The following is a 12,405-nucleotide window of genomic DNA, read 5'->3' on the forward strand; positions in this document are numbered from 1 at the left end:
CACAAAATTTATGACACTCCCAGAGCCATCGGGCCGCAGCGCCAGCCAGCGTCGCCCTGCATCCGTCAGCCGGTATCGTTGTTTGCTGCTGCGCGGCTTGTCGGGCAGGGTCATTTCGACCAGTCCTGATGCAAGGGCCGGGAGCAGGTAGGCCTTGCGGAAATGATCCTCGTGCTTGAGCGCCAACCCCTCCTGCAACTGCTGCCGGGACATCTCTCCGGCCAGAATGCGTAGCAGGCGCTCAACTTCCCCGGTGACTTCCCCGGTGACTTCCGGGGTCGGAACAAGCGCCAGCGGATGCCTCGGCAGTCGGATCACGAACGAAAGCCGATCATCATCCGTCTCGAACAGTGGTGCGGGCGAGCCGTTGGCCGCCATTTCCTTCAGGATTTTCGGAATGCCGGTGGAGCGCCCCTCGGTCATGTCCAGCTCTTTGAGGAACTCGCCGATGCGGCCGGTTGCGGTAGCGCCGGCTGACCGCACGGCCCGCCTTCAGATCTTCCATCCGGATCGACCGATCCGGGCCTGGGATGCTGAGGACAGTTAGTTCATCGTTGCTGATGCGCACCTCGATGGGCTCGCGCTCCTCGTAGGAACGGTGATAGACCGCGTTGACCACGGCCTCTTCGATGGCGGCGAACGGGAAATTCCAGACCCGCGTGGCCTCGGCACGGTCGGGATGCTTGATGACCGTCTCGCGCAGAAAGTTGCGCTGGATGTAGCCCAGCGCCTCGCGCGTCATCCGCGCCACCGGCCCCTTGAAGATCTTCTCGTCGAAGCGGTCGCCGCCCGCGCCTTCGGGGAACCAGACCACGTCGATCTGCAAGCTGGGGAAGAAGCGCTCCGGCGTTTCGTTGAAAAACAGCAGACCCACGTTCTTTGGCCAGGGCGATTCAGTAGGGCCGCCCGCCACGTTCATCTGACGTGCCAGCGCCTCGACGGAAAGCCCCGGTGCATCCGCCGCCAGTGCGCTGCCAACTTCCTGCAAGAACTCTTGCATCAAGGGTTTGGCAAGATCATCGACGCGCGCGAATTGATTGAAGCGGTCGTCGAATGGCACCTTGGCCGCCAGGCTCAACAATTCCTGTTCGGTGTCGCTCTTGGCCTCGACCGTGCTGCTGTAGCGACGGATGTAGTAGCGCCAAGTTTTCTTGTTGGCGGTGACGGCTTCGGGTGCCTTGTACGGTCGGGTCTGCCCGCCCGGCGCTTGCAGCACGATCAGGTTGCGACCTTCGACCACTTCGATGCTCAACACCGGGAAATACGGCGGCTGGATCAATTGGCAGTGCGCCAGCAGTTCACGCTGGATTTTGTCGAGCTGGTTGTCGGGCAGGCCAACCGGCGGAAAGACGGGCTGGCCGTTGGCATCGCAGTCCTGCCCGATCACCACATAGCCGCCGCCCAGGTTCTCGAAGTCATTGGCGAAGGCGCATAGGGTGCGGATGATCGCGTCCGGGTTCCAGCCGGCCTTGTACTCGATGCGTTCGCCCTCGACCGTGCGTTGGCGCAGCAGGTCGTCAAGGTTGATGGGGAGTTTGTTCATTTCAACCGCTCACCCGACCAGTCTGGAAAGTTGTGGATCATTGCGCACCAGCAGGCACCAGCGAGCGACCGCTGACAGCTCTGCAGCTGGATTCGTCATCTTGCGCACCTTCGTGCGAACCTCGGCTAGTTTTGCCTTGGCTGCTGGGTTATTGCCTGCGCCACATCGGGCCTTGGCTTTTGTAAAGTCGTCGATCAACCTATCCACTTGTTGCCATACCTTGCGGCGCGCTTCTGCCAACGGAGCATGCTCATTGAGTTTGAGCCGCTTAACTGTTTCGATGACACGCTCTTGTTCCCACGCAGAGGAACCTGGAATGGGAATAACCTTGCCCTCTTCGTCGAAAGCAATTAGCGCAACGTCATCATCATCAATCGGGTCGAGCAGATAGCGTGTTTCCGATTCCTCACAGCGAGCGGCGGCGGTGGAGCACAAAGAGCCGTCCTTGAGCGGAAACCATCCGCCTTTTTTGCGGTTACCGACATTGCCGCAGACGCGGAAGTTCATGTAGTCGAAGGCCAGCCACCAATAGCCATCGCGCAGGCTGGCATCCAGTGCCTTGGCTTCTTTCTTGGGACGAAAGTGTTCAACGTCATAGTGCGAGTACAACTCACGCACTTCCGAAAACCAGCATTTTCCCGCCGACAGAGCCAACAGCCATTCCTTCAAAGCGCCCCAGTGCGCACTATTCGCATCAATCAGTGCGTTGCGCTCGTCGCACTTGCCAGCTGTGTCCAGCGCAGCCAAATTCTCCACCAATTGGGCGGATTTCGCCATCCAGGCATCCCACTGCGCTTGAGTCCACGGTGTCCAGTTTGGGATGTCGGTATCGGTCGGCAACTTGTTTTCCAGATCAATGAAGATCACCGGCTATCCTCCTCGCGCAAGATTTCGTCGATGATGGAATCGGCAATTGCATCCTGCTCGGCCTGCTCCTGTGGCGTAAGGGTTGGTTTGCGGAAGCGGCGGTGCTGCGCCATTTTGCGTACAAAGAGCGCGTAGTCCGGGTCGCGGAAATCAGCGGTCGAAAATCCTAGATCAGCCAATTCAGCAGACAAACGACTCAGCTCCGCATCCTCCTCCGCAGTGCGTGGAGACTTCACGAATAGCTCATTGCGGCGGAACAAGCGCCGCTCGGTTTCTATGTCCAGTGTGGATGAAAGGCCGAACAGTTCGCTCTTAAGCAGCCCTGTCACGCCCATGCCTTGTGGGTGCTCATCGGGCACATCCACCACCGTGCGAGCACCATCGCGGCGCAAAATGTGAACCTGCTCGCGCTTGAGGCTGCCCACCATCATCGGGTCGTGGGTGGTGATGAGAATTTGCGATTGCCCAGCCGAGGCATCAAAGGCACTGCGATCAAACGCATCGCTATCGAATTCACCTTCACGAGCATCGCTCAGCACGCCTTCGATGTCGTCGAAATAGCGCAGCTTCCAGATCGGATTCAGGTGGGTGTCCGGCTCATCGAGCAAGAACAAGCAGTGGTCTTCGCGAGTGATGCGCATCAAGCCCAGAACGGTGAGCATTTGTAGCTCACCTTCCGACAAATGCGTGAAGCTCATCTTGCCGCCATGCTCATCGCGTTTCTTCACTGTGATGCGCACCTCGTCGATCAAGTCACCGATGTAGGCGCCTTCGGCGTAGCGGAAAAAACTGTCGGTGCTGCCGACCAGTTCGCCAAGTTGCTTGAGCTTGTCCTGATTCGGCACGAACAGATAAAGCTGCTTCTGCTTTTCGGTTCGGCCACGGAAGTCGATCTGTGTGGTGGCTTCCTGCTCGATCGGAGCCCAGGATACCTGCCAGAGCTTGTCGAGAAACTCGCTCACCACATTGCCGCGCGCGTACCAGAAACGCGGGTCGCCTTCGTTGAGTTCGTTTTCGTCAAACCTGCCACTCCGGCGCTTTTCGCGCAGGCGATGCGGCTCTTTCAATACAAACAAGGCGGATTCCAACGACTCAATATGCAGGTTCTTCAGCACCTTTTGAAACACCGGGTCGTCGGACAGCAAACACGCCAGCAGCACCAACTGGCTGTGGCCGCCTCGGCAGTAGAACAGACGGCGCAGGCGGTCGTCGCCGGCTTGCTTCAAGCGCGCTTCTCGGCGGCGTTTGGCTTCTTCCACCGCGCGGATATCTGCATCCGAGCCGGTAAAGTTTTCCAGAAGTTGTTCGGGGAGCACCTCGTCGGTGGTGATTTCCTGGCGTTGGTTGAATCGGCGCTGATGCTCTTGAAACAGCGCCTCGATGCGTTCATTGCGGCCAGAGTAATAGGCAAAAATGTGCGCGGGCAGCAGTTCGCGGTTCTTCAGCAAATAGCCCTGCGATTCGGTCTTGCCGTCCACCCACACATAGGGGCGCTTCTGCTTGGCGGTATCAGCTTCGATGCGCACCGTATGGTCACGGATGCTGTACTCCAGCGTGTAATCGAAGGCCGCTTCGCGATCCAGATCCACGTCGCGAAAGATGGTGATCAGCGCCTCGATCAGATTCGATTTTCCGGTGCCGTTTTGACCGATCAGCGCGTGGCTGCGAATGGGCTTGCGCGGCGCATCCGATGCTGCACCGGTAGCAGGTGGCAAGTGCGAGTCAAACGCAATGTCGAGATCGCGCAGGTTGCGAAAGGCGGGAATACGGATGCGCAGCAGTTGCATATCAGGCGCTCACCGTGTCGGCGGGCTTCTCGCGCACTTTGGCGGGCGCGGGTTCCTGAATCCAGCCATGTGCCACTTCGATTTTCAGTTGCGCGTAAAAAGCATCAATCTCGCCGCCGTAGCGCTGCCACAAGTCCTTTGCGCTCATTTCGCCACGGTGACGGACCAGAATGGTTGCCAGCGGAGCTTGCGCTTTGATGTCGGGGGTGGTGCCCAAGCGCAGCGGGGCAATCAACTCGGTTTGCGGGGCTTTCATGGGTTCCTCTTCTTGTTCGATGGCGATTCCGGTGAGACTGGCAACCGCGCTAGCAGCAAGATTGGTCGCTATGCGCTGTTTTCGGGAAAGTTGATCTGCGTAGTGATCACACATGCGGAAAAGCCCATCGACGATTGCAACAATTCGATCTTGTTCTGCCTTGGGTGGAACCGGAAGCACTAGATTTTCGACATCACCAACATTTATGTGCTTCACCGTCATGCCGATGGCCGATGCCTGCAATCGTTTTTGAAAGCTCGGGCTTTGAATTACGTAAATGAGGAATCTGTTGCTAAACAACTCGGTAAAAAGCCTGATGAGCATGAGCCGCTGGCCAAGGCAGACAACATGCCCATTAGGAACTATTGCAGCCTCACCCATCGGGGCTTCGCGCGTGAAAAATATGTCCCCAGCCTGCGGAGTTAATCGTCGCGAACGAGCAAGATAGCTTTCCCTGGAAACCTTTTTTGTGGCATCAAGCCGCATTTCACCATTGCGAATGTCAGTAGTGCGAATAAGGTGAATTCCGCTGTCAGAGTAGGCTGGTGTCTTGTGGTCACAGTCAATAATGACTTGTGAAACCTCAAGCAGTGACGCCCATGCCCAGTGCTCGGGCAATCGATCTTCTGGAATATTTACTTGCTGAATACGGAGCTTTTTCAGCATCGCTAAAGATTCTTTCTTCTCTTGTCCCTCTGGTTCCCGTGACCATTCAATGCGCTTCGCTGCGATGGCGTCGAGCAAGTTGGCACCCGTAGCAGCATGGCGATGCTCAACGTTCAGTAATTCGCCACTCACTGCTAAGTCAAGGACCAAGCCCTTGAACGTCGCCACATCCTCCGGTGCATGAAACAGTCCCCCGAAATTGTCGGCTAGGCGCGCCCAATTAGTTTGCAGCTCATGCGGGCTTTGGCTGTTAGCGACGGCTTGCAGGGTGAACTGGCGCAGCGCGTTTTGCAGTTTGCGGCGGGCTTGCTGTTGCGCTTCCAGCTTGTCGCACAGGGCCATCAGCTCATCGACTTTGGCGACGATGCGGGTTTGTTCTTTGACTGGCGGCAACACAGCGGGCAACGCCAATAACTGATCCTGCTTGATACCAGAAACTGTTGTTCCAGTGCCTGTTACCTGACGAGTCCGATAAAGAATCAAGAAGAAATCGGCGTTTACTTCCTTCGGCAATTCCAATGCCTTCAGGTCTTGGTTGATTGCAATTGCAACACGGTTAATTGCAACCTTGCCAAGACCCATACGCGTGCAAACGATTACTCGGCCAGGTGGAATCAGGTTTGAAGAGCTGTTCTCTAGCCCTTCTTTCGTGATGTGGTCTTCTGTGTCATCCAGGAACTTCAGCTCCTTCAAATCCTTCACGCTCGCCCAAGGAATATCCCCCCCCCAATAAGCGGGGTTATTTTTGGACGGTGTTCCACCACCAGTTACAGTCAATGCCAAGTCGCCCAAGCGGCAAACAGCCCAGTGGGGCGGAGCTTTGACAACCTCACGCGAAATAGAAGATTGCTTTGAAATGACTTTTTTCTTTTCCCTGTGACCTTGTTTCTGCCTTGCAATAGAGTCGAGTAAAGGTGCTGCATCAACGGGTGATTCCGTAACTGTCAGATCGCCTGATACAGCAAGATGCAGCACCAACTCCCGCAACCTCTCTACGCCCCCCGGCGCATTGGCAATATGCCCGAACTCCGCCAAAAACTGCTGCGCATCCATCAGGCATCCTCACTGACGAAGTGATGCGCCAGTGCGGCAGCCAGTTCGCTTTTGAGTTGGTTTTCGGTCTCTTCGATTTCACCCAGCAGTTTTTTGTACTTCTCCAGCAGCAGGTCCGGGTCGTGGGTTTCTTCTTCCGGCGCATTCGGGTTTTTCAGATCGAGATTGAAAATAGGCCAGTAGAGGCGATCACCTGCCGCCTGCGCATCGCGTGCTTGCAGGCGCAGGGATTCGGCTTGGGTGCGCAGATCGGCAATCTGCGCCTCGACTTTTTCGCGGTAGGCTGCGTCGGTGCTACCGATCAGACTACTGCGCAACTCCTTGGTCTCGGCCTCCAGTGCAACAGCCTGGTTGTTCAGTTCTTCGGCGCGTTGCCAATGCGGTTGTGCAGCGGCTTCAGCCTGTTCACGCTTGGCCTTGAAATCGACCTTCCAGGCGAATTCGTTTTCCACCCGGTCGGCGAAGTCGTTTGCCTCATCTCCCCACCAGTCTTGCTCGGACTTGAATTCCTCCAGCCGGATGGGCTTGGTTTTGGAGTAGCTCTTGTAGCCCGGTGGGTAGGGGTGCTCGTAGAACCAAATGGTGTCGGTGTGGAAGTGCTCGGTACCGTCATCCACCGTGCTGCCCTTGGTAAAGAACAGCAGGTTGGTCTTAATGGTGGTGTACGGCGCGAACACGCCCTTGGGCAGGCGGATGATGGTGTGCAGCTTGCAGTCACGCAGCAGCAGTTTTTTGAGCGTACCTTTGATGCCATCACCAAACAAAAAGCCATCTGGCAGCACCACGGCAGCGCGGCCATTTGCTTTCAGCAGCTTTTTGATGATGAGCGCCATAAACATGTCGGCTGTTTCGCGGGTGCGCAGGTCCGCCGGGTAGTCACTACCGACGCCATCGTCCTCATAACCGCCAAACGGCGGATTGGTGACGATGCAATCGACCTTGTCGTTGGCGCTCCATTCGTTCCAGCCGATGCCCAGCGTGTTTTTGTGCTCAATCTGGCTGGGCACGTCGATGCCATGCAACAACATGTTGGTGGTGCACAGCAGGTGGGGCAACTGCTTCTTCTCGATGCCGTGGATCAGGTCTTCAATGGCACGCTTGTCTTCGGCGCTGGACTTGGTGGTGAGCTGGTTGCGAAAGTGGTCGATGGCGGCGGTCAAAAAGCCGCCCGTGCCGCAGGCGGGGTCCATCACGGTTTCGCGCTTGTCCAGGCGTGGGTTGACGCGACCAGCCATGAAGGCGGTGATGGCGCGTGGGGTGTAGAACTCGCCCGCATTGCCCGCGCCGCGCAGGTCGTTGAGCATTTGCTCGTAGACATCGCCCAGGTTGGCGCGGGTTTTGAAGTCGTGGAAGTTGATGGCGTCTTCCAGCTTTTCGATCACGGCCAGCATTTGCGGGCCGGATTTCATGTAGTTGTTGGCATCGCGGAACACTTCGCGGATGACCTTGTGCTGGGGGCTGCGGTCAGCGTCGATCTGGTCTTTGAGTGCGGGAAACAGGTCGTTATTGACGAAGCTGATCAACTCGCTGCCTGCAATCTGCGGCTTTTTCTTGCCATCGGCATCGGCTTTGTATGCCGCCCAGTTGCGCCAGCGGAAGCGCTCGGGCAGCGGCGACTGGTAGTCGGCATTGTCGTCTTCCCATTCTTCTTCGCGTTGGTCGAATACCTTGAGGAAGAGCATCCAGGTGAGCTGGCCGAGGCGTTGGGCGTCGCCGTCAACGCCATCATCCTTGCGCATGATGTCCTGAATGGATTTGATGGTGCTGCTGAGATTCATCTTGTCGTTCTCGATGTACGTGGCCTGAGGCGCGATCAGGCTTGTTTCAATTCGTTCTGGTCGTAGAGCGCGTGCTCAAGTTCTTGCACGGCTTGGGTGTATTGCTCGATGCTGCCGAAAATGCCACGCCGGATCTGGGTTTTGCTGCCGAACTGGTCAAACGGCGGCAACTCCAGCACCTTGGCGTCTTCGATGTCTTGCACGCCGTGGTCGGCGAATTTGTCGAGCAGGGCATCGAGCACGGCGCGGGCCTGTTCGCCGTATTTGCCGAACACATCACGCTTTTTGACGTTGTTGGCGCGTTCGCGGCGGGTGAGGGGTTTTTGGTCGAAAGCGACGTGGACCACCAGATCGAATACATCTAGTTCGCTGCCGTTGGCCACGGCCTGCTGCAGGATTTCGAGCGGCACGCCGTGATCTGCAAGTTCTTCCAAGACGGCCTGCTTGCGTTCGGCACTGTTCCAGCGGCGCAGGAAGTCGGTCATGCTACCGAATTCTGCCTGCAGCGCTTTCTTGATGTCGTCTTTCAGCAATACGCGGTAGTCCTCAGTGATGAGTTTGCCGTCGGCGTCCAGATACTGGGAGCGCTCTACCGCCACGCGCACGTTGACGTCGTCGATCACATATTTGACGCGGCCTTCACCACCACCTCCGCCACCTCCCGTATCGCCACCAGATGGCGTGTCGTCACCACCGGTTGGGTCCGAGCCATAAGGTGGCGGTTCGGGTTCGCCAATGCCTGGCGGGTTGGCGCCTTCTGGCAGCTCGGTGTCGGGCGGTACCACAGGCTCGTCAGGGTTGGGCTCGTAAATCACCACGGGTTCGCCATCGAAGTCAGGATCGGCGAACAGGCGCGTGGCACCCTTGAAATCCATGATGGTGAAGTACAGCTTCTGGTAGTCCTCACGCAGACGGGTGCCACGACCGATGATCTGCTTGAACTCGGTCATCGAATTGATGTTCTGGTCTAGCACAATGAGCTTGCAAGTCTTTGCATCCACGCCGGTGGTGAGCAGCTTGGACGTGGTGGCGATGACCGGATAGGGTTCGTCGTTGTCGATGAAGTAGGAAAGCTGCGCCTTGCCTTCGTTGTCATCACCTGTGATGCGCATGACATAGCGGCGGTTGCTCGCAGCGGCTGGAATGAGCTTGACCAACTCTTGGCGCATGCGTTCGGCGTGATCCTGATCGTCACAAAAAACGATGGTTTTGGCCATTGGGTCGGTTGCCCTGAGGTATTCCCATACCTTGCTGGCGACGAGCTTGGTGCGTTTTTCCAGCACCAGATTGCGGTCGAAATCCTTGGTGTTGTACTGGCGCTGTTCCACCGTTTGGCCCAACTTGTCGACCTTGCCCTTCTCTGGGGTGTAGCCCACGGCATCGACATCGGTGGCGATGCGGATCACCTTGTAGGGTGCGAGGAAGCCGTCTTCAATGCCTTGCTTCAGTGAGTAGGTATAGACCGGATCGCCAAAATAGGTGATGTTGCTGACGTCCTTGGTTTCCTTCGGCGTAGCGGTCAAGCCCAGGTGCGTAGCACTGCTGAAATAGTCGAGCACATCGCGCCAGGCGGAATCATCGGCGGCACTGCCTCGATGGCATTCGTCGATCACAACCAAGTCGAAAAAATCCGCAGGGAACTGGCGGTAGATCTGCTTCCACTCCTCACGACCTGTCACTGCCTGATAGAGCGCCAGATAGATTTCGTAATTCTTCTTCACCTCTCGGTTGGTGACCTTGTGCATCACTTCGCCGAACGGCGCGAAATCTTGCTGCATGGTCTGATCAACAAGGATGTTGCGGTCGGCCAGGAAAAGGATGCGTTTTTTAGCCTTGGCCTTCCATAAGCGCCAGATGATCTGGAAAGCGGTGTAGGTTTTGCCAGTGCCGGTGGCCATGACCAGAAGTACGCGCTGCTGCCCTTTGGCGATTGCTTCAATGGCGCGGTTGATGGCGACGCGCTGGTAATAGCGCGGCTCTTTGCCACTGCCATCGGAATAGAACGGCTGTTCAACCAGTTTTACGGCGGAGGCTTCGGCCAAGCCTTTCCACTGCTGGTACAGCGGCCACAAGTCGTTCAGCGTGGGAAACTCGGTGAGCGGGAGCTCGCGCTCAATGCGCTGTGTCAAACCCGTGCGGTCATGCAGCAGAAAGCCATCGCCGTTGCTGCTGATGGCGAATGGGGCATCGAGCATTTCGGCGTAGGCCAGCGCCTGTTGCATCCCGTGGCCGACCGAGAACTTGGCTTGTTTGGCTTCTACGACGGCAATGGGAACGTTGGGGCGGCCGTAAAGTACGAAGTCAGCCCGCTTGGGGCCACCTTTGGCATCGGGATTCTTGATACGAGACGCCAGCTTGCCACGCACCATCACGCGGCCATCGGTGAGGCTCACCTCTTCACGGAACTGGTGCTGTTGCCACCCCGCCTGCTGAATAGCCGGTGTGATGAACTTAGTGCAGATGTCGCGCTCGCTGAGCTGGTATTTGTCCATTGGCCCCTCTTAACTGCGGCGCGAGGTTGCTGATTTTTCGTATTGTGCGGCACCTTCATCCGCACCCCCGGCGCGCACCCATTCGTCCACCTCCGACACCTGGAACTTCCACAGCCGCCCCACGCGATGCGCAGGCAGGCTCTTGCGGTCGATCCAGCGATAGATGGAATCGCGCGTCACGCCCAAGTGTTCGGCGACCTGTTCAACGGATACCCAAGGCTCGGTCACGGCTGCTCCAGCGCCAATGAAGTGGCGGCACAAAGTCGTATTAAATCGCAAAGACGCAATCTAGCATGTAAATATAGAGCTGGCCATGGAATGCTTGGCTTCCGCCCCGAACAGCTTGCTGCCCGTGGCAGGCACGCACTTTCGTCAATGCCCACGCGGCATTTCGTGCCCTCGCAGCACGATGCCCCGGTTTGAGCGTGCCGCACCAACCCCATGTGCAGACCCGCTTTCCTCGCGGCGACGTGCCGCGACCTTTTATCTTGTCTTCCGCCGCCTTGTGCCTGACGGCACGCAGTTGGCGGCGCAGCGCCCTCGGGCGCTGATGGTGGACGGAACATAGCCTGGCACGAGTTGGACATGGGGGATGGCATCGCCCGGTGCAGCGGCATTGCATCGGACATTGCACGGATTCGTGCAACCAGGCCGTCGTGCTTTATGCACGCCCGCGTGCATAAAGCACGGCGGAACCCATGCGCAACGCTGTGCAATGGCGGTGCCGTAGCGTGACGGTTGGAGGTGACGGGTTTTGATGTAGCTCGGCAACAGAGTATGCGCACGGTACATAACTCTATCTGCCACCCCTGCGTACAATCGGATTTAGCCACGGATGCAGCTGGCCATGTGATGTTTAGACTGGCCGAAAGGTCAACACATCCGCGCCGATGCTGGTTGCAAACTCGATGCCAAGCACGTAGCCGGGCAGGGATTGCTTAGCGACCAGGACGCGCAGATCGGCTGCAAAATCATAGTAGCGAGCGATGCTGCCCGATTTGCGATAAAGCTGCGCGAACGTGAACCGCCAGCCGTCGGGCTGATGACCGCCGTGCTTGCGTATCACGCGGTATAGCCAGCGCTCGATGCCGCCGCTGAGCCGGAAGTATGCTGGGTCAATCGTGAGCACCAGACCGGCGTCGAGTACGACCGCATAAAACCACTCGGGCAGGATTAACTCGATGCCTTGCGGGATGCCGCGCGCATCGCTGACGGCATGCCATTCGCTGATCCACGAAAAGCGTTGTAATCGCCCGCCCGTTGCACAGCGGAGGGATGTTTCGATGGTCGTCGATTGCAGGCGATCGAGCGCGGCTTTCAGCCGCTGATAGTCACGCTGCGAGACACCGCGCCCGATGAAACGCAGAATCTCGTAAGGCGTGCCCTGGATCAGGCGCGAGGGAGATAGGCCTGCATCGCGGGCGGCAACGATCTGTGACGCCGCCCAGATCAAAATGTCCGCATCCCAGATGGTCGCGATGCCGTACTTGTGCGTACCTTCGACGTTGACCGAGACATCGCCACTGCGAAAGTCGATGGGTGCGGTGCGCCGGGATTTGGAGAGCGAGAAAAAGGGATACGCCATCAGGTCCTGCGCATCGCGCGGAGCCATGTCGCTGGGCAGTGCCCGAACAGCGCCAGTTGCATGCGCTCGGACGGTGCTGCGGCTGCCGGCACACGCGTTGGTTCCACCACCATCGACGCGATGCCGATAGGCGCAGACGGCGGTCGTCGCGACGGCTGTGGCGCGGGCAGGCGGTTGGCGTGATCGGGGTGCGCCATGAGGCGTGACGGCGCAAGTCTGAGCCGCCCTGGACTCCGGTTGCAGGACTACCTGCCAGGGTCGCGGCGCACACGCCGACACACAACCCGCCTCAGCGCGCCAGGGCGCAGCCGGTGGGATTGAGCGGGAATTTCTGCTGAAAATTGCCTGGGGATGCGGCCTGTCTGCCCATATCAAGGG

General features: G+C 58.0%; 8 protein-coding genes and 1 pseudogene. All 9 read right to left on the reverse strand.

Going from position 1 to position 12,405, the window contains the following annotated elements:
* Positions 1–423 (reverse strand): Fic family protein (locus AC1RHV_RS27455; RefSeq protein ID WP_492302311.1); only part of this gene is annotated, 423 nt, incomplete at its 3' end.
* Positions 335–1,543 (reverse strand): AlbA family DNA-binding domain-containing protein, encoded by a 1,209-nt coding sequence (locus AC1RHV_RS27460; protein ID WP_225588905.1) that lies wholly within the window; start codon positions 1,541–1,543, stop codon positions 335–337. The genes AC1RHV_RS27460 and AC1RHV_RS27455, both read right to left, overlap by 89 nt.
* A gap of 9 nt (positions 1,544–1,552) precedes the next feature.
* Positions 1,553–2,410 carry an HNH endonuclease family protein gene (locus AC1RHV_RS27465; RefSeq protein ID WP_192492461.1) on the reverse strand — a complete coding sequence of 286 codons (858 nt, stop codon included), beginning with the start codon at positions 2,408–2,410 and terminating at the stop codon, positions 1,553–1,555.
* Positions 2,407–4,197, reverse strand: a complete 1,791-nt coding sequence (locus AC1RHV_RS27470) for an AAA family ATPase (protein WP_192492462.1) — start codon at positions 4,195–4,197, stop codon at positions 2,407–2,409. The genes AC1RHV_RS27465 and AC1RHV_RS27470 overlap by 4 nt, the downstream gene beginning before the upstream one ends.
* 1 nt (position 4,198) lies before the next feature.
* Positions 4,199–6,172, reverse strand: coding sequence for a restriction endonuclease subunit S (locus AC1RHV_RS27475; protein WP_492302312.1), 1,974 nt, complete (start codon positions 6,170–6,172; stop codon positions 4,199–4,201).
* Positions 6,172–7,950: a class I SAM-dependent DNA methyltransferase gene (locus AC1RHV_RS27480; protein WP_192492464.1), complete on the reverse strand. Its 1,779-nt coding sequence runs from the start codon at positions 7,948–7,950 to the stop codon at positions 6,172–6,174. The genes AC1RHV_RS27475 and AC1RHV_RS27480 overlap by 1 nt, the downstream gene beginning before the upstream one ends.
* A gap of 35 nt (positions 7,951–7,985) precedes the next feature.
* Positions 7,986–10,442 carry an EcoAI/FtnUII family type I restriction enzme subunit R gene (gene hsdR, locus AC1RHV_RS27485; RefSeq protein ID WP_192492465.1) on the reverse strand — a complete coding sequence of 819 codons (2,457 nt, stop codon included), beginning with the start codon at positions 10,440–10,442 and terminating at the stop codon, positions 7,986–7,988.
* Between the two features lie 9 nt (positions 10,443–10,451).
* Positions 10,452–10,670 carry a helix-turn-helix domain-containing protein gene (locus AC1RHV_RS27490; protein WP_192492466.1) on the reverse strand — a complete coding sequence of 73 codons (219 nt, stop codon included), beginning with the start codon at positions 10,668–10,670 and terminating at the stop codon, positions 10,452–10,454.
* Between the two features lie 628 nt (positions 10,671–11,298).
* Positions 11,299–12,140, reverse strand: a pseudogene (locus AC1RHV_RS27495) (replication initiator protein A).
* Positions 12,141–12,405 lie beyond the last annotated feature (265 nt).

Source organism: Achromobacter sp. GW823-FHT04E03, assembly GCF_058796095.1.

Bases quoted from the DNA above. Each gene is read 5' to 3' on its own strand.
- AC1RHV_RS27470 (WP_192492462.1), bottom strand. From the start codon at position 4,197: ATGCAACTGCTGCGCATCCGTATTCCCGCCTTTCGCAACCTGCGCGAT.
- AC1RHV_RS27460 (WP_225588905.1), bottom strand. From the start codon at position 1,543: ATGAACAAACTCCCCATCAACCTTGACGACCTGCTGCGCCAACGCACG.
- hsdR (WP_192492465.1), bottom strand. From the start codon at position 10,442: ATGGACAAATACCAGCTCAGCGAGCGCGACATCTGCACTAAGTTCATC.
- AC1RHV_RS27475 (WP_492302312.1), bottom strand. From the start codon at position 6,172: ATGGATGCGCAGCAGTTTTTGGCGGAGTTCGGGCATATTGCCAATGCG.
- AC1RHV_RS27480 (WP_192492464.1), bottom strand. From the start codon at position 7,950: ATGAATCTCAGCAGCACCATCAAATCCATTCAGGACATCATGCGCAAG.